At 59.4% G+C, this 13,245-nt stretch carries 13 protein-coding genes; 8 read left to right on the forward strand and 5 right to left on the reverse strand.

The annotated features are described in order from the left end of the window. Positions 1 to 9: 9 nt before the first annotated feature. Both MO767_RS04825 and MO767_RS04830 read right to left on the reverse strand, forming a co-directional pair. The gene (locus tag MO767_RS04825; RefSeq protein WP_282479601.1) at positions 10 to 2,421 is read right to left on the reverse strand and encodes a penicillin acylase family protein; all 2,412 of its coding nucleotides are present in this window, start codon (positions 2,419 to 2,421) and stop codon (positions 10 to 12) included. A gap of 108 nt (positions 2,422 to 2,529) precedes the next feature. Further along, the gene (locus MO767_RS04830; protein ID WP_282479602.1) at positions 2,530 to 3,111 is read right to left on the reverse strand and encodes a DUF6436 domain-containing protein; all 582 of its coding nucleotides are present in this window, start codon (positions 3,109 to 3,111) and stop codon (positions 2,530 to 2,532) included. 97 nt (positions 3,112 to 3,208) lie between these two features. On the opposite strand from MO767_RS04830, the gene MO767_RS04835 reads away from it, so the two are divergent. Beyond that, on the forward strand, positions 3,209 to 4,156 hold the full coding sequence (locus tag MO767_RS04835) for an alpha/beta hydrolase (RefSeq protein ID WP_282479603.1): 948 nt from the start codon (positions 3,209 to 3,211) through the stop codon (positions 4,154 to 4,156). 15 nt (positions 4,157 to 4,171) lie between these two features. Here the strand turns inward: MO767_RS04835 and MO767_RS04840 are convergent, their stop codons facing one another. After that, entirely contained in the window at positions 4,172 to 4,924 is a 753-nt protein-coding gene (locus tag MO767_RS04840) for a DUF2059 domain-containing protein (RefSeq protein ID WP_282479604.1), read from the reverse strand. A 108-nt stretch (positions 4,925 to 5,032) separates the two neighbouring features. Between MO767_RS04840 and MO767_RS04845 the strand changes: the two genes are divergently transcribed. Both MO767_RS04845 and MO767_RS04850 read left to right on the forward strand, forming a co-directional pair. Beyond that, a complete protein-coding gene (locus tag MO767_RS04845; protein WP_282479605.1) occupies positions 5,033 to 5,665 on the forward strand; it encodes a 2OG-Fe(II) oxygenase in 633 nt (210 codons plus the stop codon). Between the two features lie 2 nt (positions 5,666 to 5,667). Continuing rightward, positions 5,668 to 6,153 carry a DUF523 domain-containing protein gene (locus MO767_RS04850; RefSeq protein WP_282479606.1) on the forward strand — a complete coding sequence of 162 codons (486 nt, stop codon included), beginning with the start codon at positions 5,668 to 5,670 and terminating at the stop codon, positions 6,151 to 6,153. Positions 6,154 to 6,280: 127 nt separating this feature from the next. On the opposite strand, the gene MO767_RS04855 is transcribed toward MO767_RS04850, so the two are convergent. Next, a complete protein-coding gene (locus MO767_RS04855; RefSeq protein ID WP_282479607.1) occupies positions 6,281 to 6,868 on the reverse strand; it encodes a transporter substrate-binding domain-containing protein in 588 nt (195 codons plus the stop codon). A 134-nt stretch (positions 6,869 to 7,002) separates the two neighbouring features. Between MO767_RS04855 and MO767_RS04860 the strand changes: the two genes are divergently transcribed. Next, on the forward strand, positions 7,003 to 7,428 hold the full coding sequence (locus tag MO767_RS04860; protein WP_282479608.1) for a DUF4399 domain-containing protein: 426 nt from the start codon (positions 7,003 to 7,005) through the stop codon (positions 7,426 to 7,428). Positions 7,429 to 7,502: 74 nt separating this feature from the next. On the opposite strand, the gene serA is transcribed toward MO767_RS04860, so the two are convergent. After that, entirely contained in the window at positions 7,503 to 8,732 is a 1,230-nt protein-coding gene (gene serA / locus MO767_RS04865; protein ID WP_282479609.1) for a phosphoglycerate dehydrogenase, read from the reverse strand. 204 nt (positions 8,733 to 8,936) lie between these two features. On the opposite strand from serA, the gene MO767_RS04870 reads away from it, so the two are divergent. From MO767_RS04870 to MO767_RS04885, 4 genes are all read left to right on the forward strand, one after another. Further along, positions 8,937 to 10,331, forward strand: a complete 1,395-nt coding sequence (locus tag MO767_RS04870; RefSeq protein ID WP_282479610.1) for an FAD-binding oxidoreductase — start codon at positions 8,937 to 8,939, stop codon at positions 10,329 to 10,331. Between the two features lie 36 nt (positions 10,332 to 10,367). Further along, positions 10,368 to 11,033, forward strand: coding sequence for a fumarylacetoacetate hydrolase family protein (locus tag MO767_RS04875; protein WP_282479611.1), 666 nt, complete (start codon positions 10,368 to 10,370; stop codon positions 11,031 to 11,033). A gap of 258 nt (positions 11,034 to 11,291) precedes the next feature. Further along, positions 11,292 to 12,221 carry an SdiA-regulated domain-containing protein gene (locus MO767_RS04880; RefSeq protein ID WP_282479612.1) on the forward strand — a complete coding sequence of 310 codons (930 nt, stop codon included), beginning with the start codon at positions 11,292 to 11,294 and terminating at the stop codon, positions 12,219 to 12,221. Between the two features lie 27 nt (positions 12,222 to 12,248). Next, a complete protein-coding gene (locus MO767_RS04885) occupies positions 12,249 to 13,166 on the forward strand; it encodes an SdiA-regulated domain-containing protein (protein WP_282479613.1) in 918 nt (305 codons plus the stop codon). Positions 13,167 to 13,245 lie beyond the last annotated feature (79 nt).

Genomic DNA, 13,245 nt, shown 5'->3' on the forward strand with positions numbered 1-13,245 from the left:
AGCGGAAATCTATTGAGCCGCACGCGCCGGCAACAGCTTCAACGTACTGCGCGTGTTGGCCGTGACTTCTTCGTCATTGAGATGCGCCTGGTAGTAGATCCCTTCGATGTACGCCTCAGCCTGATCGTCATAGTGGCTGTCGAACGGCACGCCACTTTGGCCGACCGGGTTGACGGTCAGGCTGTGGGCCGGGTCGGCGAAGTCGATCAGGCGGCGGGTCGACGGGCCGTACGTCACTGGCCACGGCGCCGGGCCGATTTTGGCCGAAAGGTTGTTCGGTACTTCATGGGTGCCGGGGGCTGCGAACGGGCCGACGTTGAAGATCCGGTCCAGCGGCTTTTGCTGCCCCAGCGGATGGCCATGGGTCAGCGTGTGCGCCTTGCCCCACTGCCATTGCGCGAAATCGGCGCCGAGGGTGGTTTTGAGATGAGCAATGCTCGCCTGCCACGCAACCTTGACCGTATCTGCGCGGGTTTCCTTGCCGAGGGTGTTGCGGTTGTCCCACCACGGCGAATCGGCAGTCGCGGCCAGGCGAGGCAGTGCGGAATCAATCACCCGGGTCGACAGTAACGTCTCGAAAAAGTCATTGCCCAGCTCATCGCGCATCGTCGCGTCAGCCAAGTTGAACAGGAACTGGTTGAACAGCGTGGCGCTGGTGGATTCGAGCGGGTAGTCGCCTTTCCATTGGGCCAATTGCTCAACCAGTTTGAGTTCGGCGGGATCGCTCACCACTTCACGCAGTAAGGGCAACAACGGCGCGAGCAAGCGCGGGCCGTAAGCGGTGGTGGTGCCCAGTTGCAGCTTCTGGCTGGCGTCCAGATCCCACTTGATAGTCTTGTCGCTGAGCTGGCGATTGAGCTGCTGACCTCGATCGGCCAGGTTGTAGTAACCGGGAATCTCCATGCCGGTCGGCGACACCGGCTGGAAGTTGGCCGAGACGATGTAACCGCGTGCCGGGTTCTCTTCCTGTGGGTTGGCGCTGAACGGGTAAAAACCTTCCTTGTCCGCGTCGGCGGTACTGCCATCGAGGATGAACCCCGGACGCACACCCGCCGGACGTTTAGGCAATTGCGCCGCCGCCCACCAGCCGATGTCGCCCTTGGCGTTGGCCCAGACGATGTTCAGGCCCGGCGCCTGGATCTTTGCGCAGGCACTGCGCGCCTTGGCCAGGGTGTCGGCGCGGTTGAGCTGATAGAAGCCCTCAAGGATCGGATTCTGGCTTTCGAGAAAACCCCACCACATGGCGATCGGCGTTTTACCGACGCCGCTGCCCAGCGCATCGTTGACGATCGGACCGTGGGGCGACTGGCGCAGCACCAGTATCACCGGTGCCTGGCCCTTGACCGCGATCTGCTGTTCGCTGGTTACCATGTCCACCCACTTGCCGCGATACCAGACTTGATTGGGATTGTCCGGATTGACCTTCTCGGCGATCAGGTCCAGGTCGTCGTTCTGGAACATGGTGATGCTCCAGCCGAAGTCGAGGTTCATCCCGAGAGAGGCGAACGGCATCAACGCCTGATAGTGGCCGTAGAGCTCAAAACCCGGTGCCGAGAGCTGCGCTTCATACCACACCGACGGCGCGGAAAAACGGATATGCGGGTCGCCGGCCAACAGCGGTTTGCCGCTTTTGGTCCGGCTGCCGGAGACGGCCCAGGCGTTGCTGCCCTCGAACTGCGGCAAGCCGTTGTCGGCCAGTGCCTGTTCGCTGAGACGGGCGAGGGCGTTGAGGTCTTTCCAGTCGGTACTGGCGAGGGGTGGCATGGCAGCGCTGCGGTTTTTCGCCAGCACGCCCTTGGGCTGCCAGTCGAGATCGAAGACGTTCAGGTAGTTGGCGCCCAACTGATCGCGCACGTAGGTCAGCAACGGTTCGGTGCGAAACGCTGCGGCAAAACTGTAGGCCATGTAACCGGCGATGCTGATGGTGTCCTGTGCGGTGAACGGGCGTTTGGGAATGCCCAGTACATCGAACTCCGCAGGTTTTGGATGGCTGTCCTGATACTGGTTGATGCCATCCAGATAGGCTTGCATGGCGATAAAGGCCGGCGACTGTTTGTCCATGTTCGCCAAGTAGGTGTCGGCGCGTTCGCGAATGCGCAGGCTGCGCATCAGCTTGTCGGTGTCGAGCAGTTTCGGGCCCAGTACCTCGGCCAGCTCGCCGCGGGCGAGGCGGCGCAGGACTTCCATCTGAAACAGCCGGTCCTGGGCGTGCACGTACCCGAGGGCGCGATACAAGTCGGTTTCGTTCTCGGCGCGGATGTGCGGGATGCCGCGCTCGTCATAGCGCACGGTGACCGAACCTTGCAGGTGTTGCAGTTCCACCATGCCCTGGCGTGACGGCTGCTTGCTGTAGACGTACCAACCTGCACCTGCGGCGAGCGCAACAATCAGCAGGGCAAGAACGGTCAGGCTACGTTTCATGGTGGTTCCTTGTTGTTATGAGTGGCAGCAGTTCCCTGGCGCCACTGTTTAACACGGCTTGCCGATGTGGCCATCGCACTTAGGAGGGATTCGCGTCTCCTGCCGGCCTTACTTCACTGCTTCGACGGGCCACGGACAGTAACAACCCACGGCCAGTGTGTGCGTGGCATTCACCGTGCGGCCTTCGTTCAACGCTTGCAGAATCGGTTCGATAAAGCTGTTACTGGAATTGCAGGTCAGGCCTTCGCTGTACGGGCCGAAATACGCCAGTTTGCCGCTGCGATCCCAGATCGCCACGGCCGGGCTCGCGGGGATTTGTTCGGAGCCGGGCAGGACGACGATGCTTTTAAGGCTGCTTAAGGTGCTCGGCAACTGGCCGTGGCTGCCAGGCTTTTGTACCGCATAAAACTCCACGCCTTGCGGTGCATAGTGCTCAACCAGTTCGCTCAAGTGTTGTTGGTTACCGACGTTGCACGGGCAGGCCGGGTCCCAGAAGTGCACGAGACGGATGGCGCCGGGGCCGGCGAGGTTGTCGGGCAGGCGCAGCGGGTCGCCGGAGAACACCGCGGTGTGCTCGCTGAACGCTCGCAGGTAGCGGCCCTGAAACCAGTCGTAGGCAGCCCACAGCACGCCGGCACACGCGAGGGTGAGCAGGCTGGCAAGCAGTGTGGCGCGGTAGGGCGAGCGCATGGATTTCAGTCCTCGAAGGTGCGCTAGCTTGCCATGCTTGCCCCAACAGATGAATATCGCAGGCCCATAAAGTCCGTTTCGCGTTCTGGAATTGCTCATGTCTGCCACTTTCGACCCCGATCATCTGCGTGCCAGCTTGCGGCCGCTGGCCGACTGGCAGCCGCTGTCGTTGGAAGCGCTGGCTTACCAGCGTTTCTACGGGCTGGATTTTGCGGGACGTGACGTGCGCAGTGGCCTTGGGCGTTTCGCGGTCGATGGTTATGAAGTGGTCAGCCAGGTCTGGTGGCCCGAGCGGGCGAAGGCGACGCTGTTTTTGTTCCACGGTTTTTACGATCACACCGGGCTTTACCGGCATGTGATCGAGTGGGCGCTGGATCAGAATTTTGCGGTGATTGCCTGCGACCTGCCGGGACACGGGCTGTCCAGTGGCGAACGGGCCAGCATCAAGGATTTCGCCGAGTATCAGGACACGCTGCAAAAATTGTTCGCCGAGGCGCAATCCCTCGATCTGCCGCAGCCGTGGCACCTGTTCGGGCAAAGCACGGGCGGCGCGATCGTGATTGATCATGTGCTCAATCAGGGCGCCAGCAGTCCGGCGCAAGGCCAGGTCATCTTGCTGTCGCCACTGGTGAGGCCACGAGCCTGGGGGTGGTCAAAACTCAGCTATTACCTGCTCAAGCCTTTCGTCAAAGCCATCGCCCGGCGCTTCAGCGAGAACTCCAACGACCCGGATTTTTTGCCCTTTCTGCAAGCTGACCCGTTGCAGCCGCTCCGTTTGCCGACCGCCTGGGTCGGTGCGTTGGCGCGCTGGATCAAACGCATCGAAGCCGCACCGTACAGCATGCGGCGACCGCTGATTGTGCAGGGGCAGGCAGACATGACCGTGGATTGGGAGCATAACCTTGAAGTGTTGCGGGGCAAGTTCGATCGGCCGCAGGTGCTGATGTTGCCTGAGGCGCGGCATCACCTGGCGAATGAGACGCTGGCGTTGCGGCGGGAGTATTTCGGGTTTTTGACGAAGCGGATCAAGGGGCGGAATTTTTAGCGCAGGCACTAAAAGTTACTGGCGAAGCGTTGAAGTGTCCTGCCCCACCGCCAGTCCCGCGCGAATCGCCGCCAATGCTGCCTGGTAATAAGCCTTGCCCTCGGTGGACTCGGCGAAGGTCGCGAACTCTTCCAGTTCCTCGTCCGACAGGTCGCGATAGACATACAGCAGCGTGTTGTTCAGGTCGTTGCCGATCTGGTCCATCAAGCGCTGACGCTGACCATTCAACATGCCTTGAGCCTGACCACTGCCGAGCAGGCCGGGGATCATCGAACTGAGGCTGTCGGCCGCGACGCCGGCAATCGCCAGGCTGACTTCAGCGCCAGCTTCGCGAGCGGGCAGGGCCTGGGCCAGATGGCCGATGATCAGCATGCGACTGTCGCTAGCCTGGATCTTGGGCAAACCCTTGGCGTTTTTTGCCAATTGATCACGACGGGTCGCGAGCAATTCGGCGGCCACGATTTTCTTGCCCAAGGGTGACTGAAAGAATGTCAGCGCAGGTTTCGGATCGGCGAGGGTCTTGCGCAATTGCGCTTCGGCGCGCTGGTCGACGGCCTGGGGGGCAAAGCGCTGATTACTGTTATTCACCAGCGCTTGGAAAACGGCGGGTGGCAGGCTGTTCTGATACCGCTGCTGAGCGGCCGAGAGAGCGTCGTTGAAATGCGCGCGTTGTTCTGGCCAACCGGCGACCTTGTACAGCTGGTCGTGGCCGTCTGCCCAAGCGGGCAATACACAGAACATCAACAGTGAAAAAAGCAAACGGCGCATAGGGACTCCTGTCAGCAGGCGACTATTCTCCGTGTGGCATTCGTCCTTGTCGAGAATTCGTATCAACCCGCTGCGCGGCTCTGTCGGATTTTCAGGCACAGGATTACTATGCGCGGCATGCGAATACCCTCTGATCACCCGCTGCTGTTACGTATCGTCGACGACTTGGCTGAGCACGGCTGGTCGCAGCAGAATGTTTTCCTTCCACTGGGTCTGACCCAGGAACTGGCGGCTGAGTGCCGTAAACGTGCTGCCGAGGGCGAATTGGCTCCGGCCGCCGTGGGGCGCGGGTCGACATCCGAGATTCGCGAGGCGATTCGCGGCGACCATATCCAGTGGATCGAGCCCGGCCAGGCGTTGGCGTGCGACAGCTATCTGGATTTGATGGACAGTCTGCGCGAAGCGATGAATCGTGGTTTGTTTCTGGGCCTGGAAGATTTCGAAAGCCATTTCGCGCTGTACCCGCCCGGAGCGTTCTACCTCAAGCATGTCGACCGTTTTCGCGACGACGACCGGCGCATGGTGTCGGCGGTGGTCTATCTCAACGACGCCTGGCTGCCCGAGCACGGCGGCCAGTTGCGCATGTACCTTGGGGAAGGCGTCGAACACGATGTAGTGCCTACCGGCGGATGCCTGGTGGTGTTCCTGTCGGGTGAAGTGCCCCACGAAGTCCTGCCCGCGACCCGCGATCGCCTGTCGTTGACCGGCTGGTTCCGGCGCCGTGGCAACGAGCCGTTCTGATCATGCAAAAAATTCTGGTAAGCCGCTGTCTGCTGGGCCACCGCGTACGTTACGACGGCGGGGCGAGTGGACCGTTCGATCAGCTTCAGCAGTGGCTTGATGAAGGTCGGGTGGTGCCGTTGTGTCCAGAGGTCGCCGGCGGGTTGCCGACGCCAAGGGCAGCGGCGGAAATTCCGGGCGGGCAGGGTGCTGAAGTGCTTGATGGTTACGCCTCAGTGATCACCACCGAGGGCGTGGACGTCAGCGCCGAGTTTCTCTTGGGGGCTTATCAGGCATTGGAACTGGTGCAAAAGCACGGCATCCGCATTGCCGTACTCAAGGCCAACAGCCCGTCTTGCGGGAATCTGTTGACCTATGACGGGACGTTCAGTGGTGTGAAGGTGAGTGGCGAAGGCGTGACTGCGGCATTGCTCAAGCGCCATGGCGTTCAGGTCTTCAGTGAGCTGGAGTTGCCGCAAGCGGCGGCAGTCCTGGCAACCCTGAATTAACGCCCTACACAAAACCACTGTGGGAGCGAGCTTGCTCGCGATGGGGCCATACCAGCCAACATTGATGTTGAATGTCAGGCCGCCATCGCGAGCAAGCTCGCACACAGGGTTACTCATCAGCCTCAACTCAGGGTTTCGGCGCCACGCTCGTATCCGCCCCCAACCACTTCTGCGACAACGCCTCCAATCGCCCATCCGCCTTGATCCGCTGCAGCGCGTTTTCCAGGCTGGCGCGAAACGCCGGGTTACCTTTCTGAAACGGAATCGCCAGGCTCACTGCCGGGCCAGCCTTCGGCTTCTCTTCCGTCAGTGACTGCACCAGCAGCATCGAGCGAGGTTGCTCTTCCTTCTGCGCGATCAATTGCGCATTAGTGTGAATGTAAGGTTCGCTGAAATCGAAACGATCCTTGAGGTCTGGGGTCACTGCTATGTGGTTGATGGCGATGTCGTATTTACCGCTTTCGACACCGGTCAACAGATCGCCTGAATCGGTAACGACGAAGTCGGCCCGCACATCCAGCTCGTTGGCCAGGAGTTGACCCAACTCGACTTCGAAGCCCGAGAGTTGACCATCGTCCTTGAAATTGAAGGGCGGTGTATTAGCCTCAAGGGCAATACGCAATTCGCCACGGTCGTTTACATCGTCAATCAGTTCGGCATGAGCCAAAGGGCTCAGAAGGGGTAGCAGGCAGATCAGGCCAGGCAGAAAACGCATGGTCACTCCTTTGAATTCATTATCGCGACGCTCTGTTCAGGCTCGCTTTGCTATGGTTGTCGAGAGCCTTCGACAACGAATGGCCGTGAAGTTGTCATGGCCACGCGGATTTTACGAAAAAACTGGAGAAGAGAATGAAAACCTTTGTGTCACGAGCAGCATTGGCTGGCCTGTTGATGGGTGCTTCGATGTTGGCAACGGCTGCGACTCCGGCCCCCAAGGGTGCAGAAGTGTCCATCGTTTCTCCTGCGGACGGAGCTACGGTTCCGCAAACCGTCGTGGTCAAGTTCGCTGTCGAGAACATGGCGCTGGCGCCTGCGGGCGATGTCACCAAGAACACCGGCCATCACCACTTGCTGATCGATGTCGACCAACTGCCAGCCGCCGGCGCGCCGATCCCCAACGATGCCAGCCACCTGCATTTCGGCAAGGCACAGACCCAGGCTGAAGTAAAGCTGACGCCGGGCAAGCACACCTTGCAGCTGGAACTGGGCGATAGCGGCCACATGCCGTTCGATCCGCCGATCGTGTCGGAGAAGATCACCGTCAACGTCAAGTAACCTGCTCGGAATAAAGAACCGCACCCATGAAAAAGGAGACCCGTAGGTCTCCTTTTTTGTCGCTTAAGTCACTATCAGAACAACACGCGGCAACGAATGGTGCCGTTGATGTGCTGCAGCTTCTCTTGCGCCATTTCCGAGTACTCGGCGTCTACGTCGATCACGACATAGCCGACTTTCTCGTTGGTTTGCAGGAACTGACCGGAAATGTTGATACCGTTTTCGGCGAAGACCTTGTTGATCTCGCTCATCACACCCGGAATGTTCTCGTGGATGTGCAGCAGACGGTGCTTGCCAGGGTGAGCCGGCAGGGCCACTTCCGGGAAGTTTACCGACGATACCGAGGTACCGTTGTCGCTGTACTTGACCAGTTTTTCCGCTACTTCCAGACCGATGTTGGCTTGGGCTTCAGCGGTTGAGCCGCCGATGTGCGGGGTCAGGATCACGTTGTCCAGGCCACGCAGCGGGCTTTCGAACTCTTCTTCGTTGGAGCGAGGCTCCACCGGGAATACGTCGATGGCCGCGCCGATCAGGTGCTTGTCCTTGATCGCGTCCGCCAGAGCGTCCAGTTCGACCACGGTGCCGCGAGCGGCGTTGATCAGGATGCCGCCCTTCTTGATTGCACGGATTTCCTTCTCGCCGATCATCCACTGGGTGGCTGCGGTTTCCGGAACGTGCAGGGTGACGATGTCGGACATGCCCAGCAGCTCGGTCAGGTTACCGACCTGAGTCGCGTTGCCCAATGGCAGCTTGGTCACGGTGTCGTAGAAGTACACCTGCATGCCCAGGCCTTCAGCCAGGACCGACAGTTGAGTGCCGATCGAGCCGTAACCGACGATGCCCAGCTTCTTGCCACGGATCTCGAAGGAGTTGGCCGCGCTCTTGATCCAACCGCCACGGTGGCAGGAAGCGTTCTTCTCAGGGATGCCGCGCAGCAACAGGATCGCTTCTGCCAGCACCAGTTCCGCGACGGAGCGAGTGTTGGAGTACGGCGCGTTGAACACTGCAATGCCGCGTTCGCGGGCAGCGTTCAGGTCAACCTGGTTGGTGCCGATGCAGAAACAGCCGACAGCGACCAGTTTCTTCGCGTGATCGAAGATCTCTTCGGTCAGTTGAGTGCGGGAGCGAATGCCGATGAAGTGCGCATCAGCGATCTTTTCCTTCAGCTGGGCTTCCGGCAGAGAACCTGTGAGGTACTCGATGCTGGTGTAGCCCGCCGACTTGAGGACGTCGACAGCCGATTGGTGGACGCCTTCGAGAAGAAGGAACTTGATCTTGCTCTTATCGAGAGAAGTCTTGCTCATCTGCGTAAACCTGTATCCCGGAGAAAAATGGCAGGAAATAGCCAGCAGACGCTGACCCGGACGGCAAGAAAGCCGTCGCCACAGAATAGCCGTTGGGCACTATCCTGCGGGGTCGGTATGCTAGCATACGCACCCCGCTAAACACTCATTCCTGCGACGTGAAGCGTTCTCAGGATGACCATGAATTGTTCGAGAGTTCTGTCGATGACCAATCCTGCCCTGATTGAAGAGCTGAAGACCCTGGTTGAGCCTGGCAAGGTGCTGACCGATGCCGACTCCCTGAATGCTTACGGTAAGGATTGGACCAAGCATTTCGCCCCGGCCCCGACCGCTATCGTGTTCCCCAAGACCACCGAGCAGGTCCAGGCCATTGTTCGTTGGGCCAATGAGCACAAAATTGCGCTGGTGCCGTCCGGAGGTCGCACCGGGCTGTCCGCCGCGGCTGTGGCTGCCAATGGCGAAGTCGTTGTGTCCTTCGACTACATGAACCAGATCCTCGACGTGAACATGACCGACCGCACCGCAGTCTGCCAGCCAGGCGTGGTCACCGAGCATTTGCAGAACGTCGCCGAAGAAAAAGGCCTGTACTACCCGGTGGATTTCGCCTCCGCAGGTTCGAGCCAGATTGGCGGCAATATTGGCACCAATGCCGGCGGGATCAAGGTGATTCGCTACGGCATGACCCGTAACTGGGTGGCCGGCATGAAGGTCGTCACCGGCAAAGGCGATCTGCTGGAACTGAACAAAGACCTGATCAAGAACGCCACCGGTTACGACCTGCGTCAGCTGTTCATTGGCGCTGAAGGCACCCTGGGTTTCGTGGTCGAAGCCACCATGCGTCTGGATCGTGCCCCGAAAAACCTCACCGCCATGGTCCTCGGCACTGCCGATTTCGACTCGATCATGCCGGTATTGCACGCGTTCCAGAGCAAACTCGACCTGACTGCCTTCGAATTTTTCTCCGATAAAGCCCTGGCGAAGGTCATGGCTCGCGGCGACGTGCCGGTGCCGTTCGAAACAGATTGCCCGTTCTACGCGCTGCTGGAATTCGAAGCGACCACCGAAGAAGTGGCCAACCACGCCCTGGAAACCTTCGAGCATTGCGTTGAGCAGGGCTGGGTGCTGGACGGCGTGATGAGCCAGAGCGAAACCCAGCTGCAAAACCTCTGGAAGCTGCGCGAATACATCTCCGAGACCATTTCCCACTGGACCCCATACAAGAACGACATTTCGGTCACTGTGTCGAAAGTCCCGGCGTTCCTGAAGGAAATCGACGCGATCGTCGGCGAACACTACCCGGATTTCGAAATCGTCTGGTTCGGCCACATCGGCGACGGCAACCTGCACTTGAACATCCTCAAGCCGGAAAACCTGAGCAAGGACGAGTTCTTCGCCAAGTGTGCGACCGTCAACAAGTGGGTGTTCGAAACCGTCGAGAAGTACAACGGCTCGATTTCCGCCGAGCATGGCGTGGGCATGACCAAGCGTGACTACTTGACCTACAGCCGCTCGCCGGTTGAGATCGAGTACATGAAAGCCGTCAAAGCGGTGTTCGACCCGAACGGCATCATGAACCCGGGCAAGATCTTCGCTGTTTGACTTTTGAATTTAAGAGCTACGAAACAGGAGTCGGTAATGAGCTATCAGCACCAGTATGTCGACGGTACGCGTATTCATTTTCCGCTGGGGAAAGTGGTGTGCATTGGCCGTAACTACGCCGAACACGCCAAGGAACTGGACAACCCGGTGCCTACCGAGCCGCTGCTGTTCATCAAGCCGGGCAGTTGCGTCGTGCCGCTGGAAGGTGGTTTCAGCATTCCGACCGACCGTGGTTCGGTGCATTACGAAGCGGAAATCGCGGTGTTGATTGGCAAGCCTTTGTCGACCAAACCGAGCCGTGAAGAAGTGCTCGATGCTATCTCCGGTTTCGCCCCGGCCCTTGACTTGACCCTGCGCGACAAGCAGGCCGAGCTGAAAGCCAAGGGCCTGCCTTGGGAAATCGCCAAGTCCTTCGATGGTGCGGCGGTGATTGCGCCCTTCGTGTCCGGTAGCACGTTCGCTGACCTGACCGACATCGGCATCCGCCTGACCATCAACGGCGAAGTGCGCCAGGACGGCAACAGCAGCGCGATGCTCAACCCAATCGTGCCGATGATCCAGCACATGGCCGGCTGCTTCTCGCTGCAGGCCGGTGACGTGATCCTGACGGGTACGCCTGTGGGTGTTGGCCCGCTGAATGTCGGTGATGAACTGGTGATCGAGTTGCCAGGCGCCAGCAGCTTCACCAGTAGCGTGCGCTAACCAAGACACTGCCAAACCCTGTGGGAGCGAGCCTGCTCGCGATAGCGGTCTGTCATTCGACATCATTGTTGAATGTGCTGGCCTCATCGCGAGCAGGCTCGCTCCCACATTTGGTTTCTGTGATGGGCAATGGAAGGGCTTTCCCGCCATTTCCCGTTTTTTTCACATCTTCTCCGGATAATTCCGGGACTTGCGGCGTCTGAGCCGGTCCCAATTATGCTATTACCCATAGCCTGAATTTCTGGAACTCATCCCTCGATGGTCACCCAACAACCACTGCCCAAGCTTAAAACTGCCCGCCGCTCGCGCTTTTTCATGCGTTGGTATTTCTGGCTTTTGCTGGTGGCCGCCGCCTATGGCCTCGCGTTTGCGATGCATTGGGATGACCGCGGTGTGCTTTGGGTGCTGGAACGTTTCGAAAGTCCCGCCGAACGTCAGCAGAGTGTCTGGCTGCCGGATTACCGGGCAGTGATCGATGCCAAAGTGCTGCCGGGCATGGAAAAGGATGAAGCGTCCGACCTGGCCTACAACCCGCAAACCAAAACCCTGTTCTCAGTCATGGGCAAGAACCCGTTCCTCGTCGAATTGACCCTGCAGGGCGACGTGCTGCGCAAAATGCCGCTGGTGGGCTGGAGCAATCCTGAAGGCGTGACCGTGATGGGCAACGGTCTGCTGGCCATCGTCGATGAGCGTGACCACATGCTCTCCATCGTCAAGGTTGACGCTGACACCCGCGAGCTGAACATCGCCAACTTCCCGAAATACGACCTCGGTCCCTCGAAAGACCAGAACAAGGCCTTCGAAGCAGTCGTCTGGGATTCGCGCAATCAGCAGATGTTGCTGGGTGAAGAGCGTCCACCGGCGTTGTTCACCTGGAAAAGCAACGATGGCCAGACACTCACCGGTGACAAGCAGAAACTCGCCAGTGACGAACTGGACATCCGCAACCTCTCGGCGCTGGCCATCGACCCGCGCACTGGCCACACCCTGGTGTTGTCTGCCGACTCCCACTTATTGCTGGAGCTGGACGAGAGAGGCGAGCAGGTCAGCTTCATGACCTTGCTGGGTGGCTTCAATGGTCTGAAGAAGACCATTCCTCGCGCCGAAGGCGTGACCATGGACGAGGCGGGGACGCTGTACATGGTGAGTGAGCCAAACCTGTTCTACCGCTTCGAAAAGCAGAAATAAGCCCGTACTGATTCCGAGCTTGCCCGAATGCGCCGACTTGCCCGTCCCAAGCCTCTGCTTTTGATCCTGTCGGTGATTGCCCTGATCACTCTGATTGCGGGCGGCCAGCACCTGCGCCTGTTCGAGCGCGCCTGGTTCAACCTGCACACGCTTTGGCAGCCAGTGAACGCTCAGTCCATCGCTTTGGATCAGTACCAGGTGACGGTCGAGGCGCGAGTCATTGATGGGCTGGCCGACGATGTGTCGGCGCTGACCTTTGATCCGGTGCGCCAAAGCCTGTTCACCGTCACCAACAAAAACTCGGAGCTGATCGAACTGTCGCTGGACGGCCAGATTATTCGACGCATTGCGCTGATCGGGTTTGGCGATCCGGAAGCGGTGGAATTCATTAGCGCTGACACTTACGTGATCACTGATGAGCGTCAGCAGCGGCTGATCAAGGTTCATCTGGAAAAGGACACTACGTTCCTCGACGCAGCGGATGCCGAGCAGATGACCCTTGGCGTGCACATGAGCGGCAACAAGGGCTTCGAAGGCCTGGCTTACGACTCGGTGGGCAAGCGGTTGTTTGTCGCCAAGGAGCGCGATCCGATGCTGATCTACGAAGTGCAGGGCTTTCCCCATTACAACCCGGAAAAATCCTACGCGGTGCACGTAGTGAACAACCCCAGGCGCGATGCCGGGATGTTTGTGACGGACCTGTCGAGCCTGCAATACGACGAGCGCAGCGGCCATCTGCTGGCGCTGTCGGATGAGTCGCGGCTGATTCTGGAACTGGATGTGGACGGGCGACCGCTGAGCACGATGTCACTGAACAAGGGGCGTCAGGGTCTGCAAAAGGCTGTGCCGCAAGCGGAAGGCATTGCCATGGACGGCGACGGCACGATGTACCTCGTCAGCGAGCCGAACCTGTTCTACGTCTTCAAAAAACCAGCACAACCCTAAAAAACACCCCAAAACAACTGTGGGAGCGAGCCTGCTCGCGATGACGGTGCATCATTCAACATCGCTGTCGACTGACACG

Origin of the sequence: Pseudomonas sp. UYIF39 (genome assembly GCF_029963765.1) — a bacterium.
Classification (GTDB): Bacteria; Pseudomonadota; Gammaproteobacteria; order Pseudomonadales; family Pseudomonadaceae; genus Aquipseudomonas.

What these genes read in the sequence shown, in the direction of transcription:
- MO767_RS04825 (WP_282479601.1), bottom strand. Translation starts at nt 2,421, where the DNA reads ATGAAACGTAGCCTGACCGTTCTTGCCCTGCTGATTGTTGCGCTCGCC.
- MO767_RS04830 (WP_282479602.1), bottom strand. Translation starts at nt 3,111, where the DNA reads ATGCGCTCGCCCTACCGCGCCACACTGCTTGCCAGCCTGCTCACCCTC.
- MO767_RS04835 (WP_282479603.1), top strand. Translation starts at nt 3,209, where the DNA reads ATGTCTGCCACTTTCGACCCCGATCATCTGCGTGCCAGCTTGCGGCCG.
- MO767_RS04840 (WP_282479604.1), bottom strand. Translation starts at nt 4,924, where the DNA reads ATGCGCCGTTTGCTTTTTTCACTGTTGATGTTCTGTGTATTGCCCGCT.
- MO767_RS04845 (WP_282479605.1), top strand. Translation starts at nt 5,033, where the DNA reads ATGCGCGGCATGCGAATACCCTCTGATCACCCGCTGCTGTTACGTATC.
- MO767_RS04850 (WP_282479606.1), top strand. Translation starts at nt 5,668, where the DNA reads ATGCAAAAAATTCTGGTAAGCCGCTGTCTGCTGGGCCACCGCGTACGT.
- MO767_RS04855 (WP_282479607.1), bottom strand. Translation starts at nt 6,868, where the DNA reads ATGCGTTTTCTGCCTGGCCTGATCTGCCTGCTACCCCTTCTGAGCCCT.
- MO767_RS04860 (WP_282479608.1), top strand. Translation starts at nt 7,003, where the DNA reads ATGAAAACCTTTGTGTCACGAGCAGCATTGGCTGGCCTGTTGATGGGT.
- serA (WP_282479609.1), bottom strand. Translation starts at nt 8,732, where the DNA reads ATGAGCAAGACTTCTCTCGATAAGAGCAAGATCAAGTTCCTTCTTCTC.
- MO767_RS04870 (WP_282479610.1), top strand. Translation starts at nt 8,937, where the DNA reads ATGACCAATCCTGCCCTGATTGAAGAGCTGAAGACCCTGGTTGAGCCT.
- MO767_RS04875 (WP_282479611.1), top strand. Translation starts at nt 10,368, where the DNA reads ATGAGCTATCAGCACCAGTATGTCGACGGTACGCGTATTCATTTTCCG.
- MO767_RS04880 (WP_282479612.1), top strand. Translation starts at nt 11,292, where the DNA reads ATGGTCACCCAACAACCACTGCCCAAGCTTAAAACTGCCCGCCGCTCG.
- MO767_RS04885 (WP_282479613.1), top strand. Translation starts at nt 12,249, where the DNA reads ATGCGCCGACTTGCCCGTCCCAAGCCTCTGCTTTTGATCCTGTCGGTG.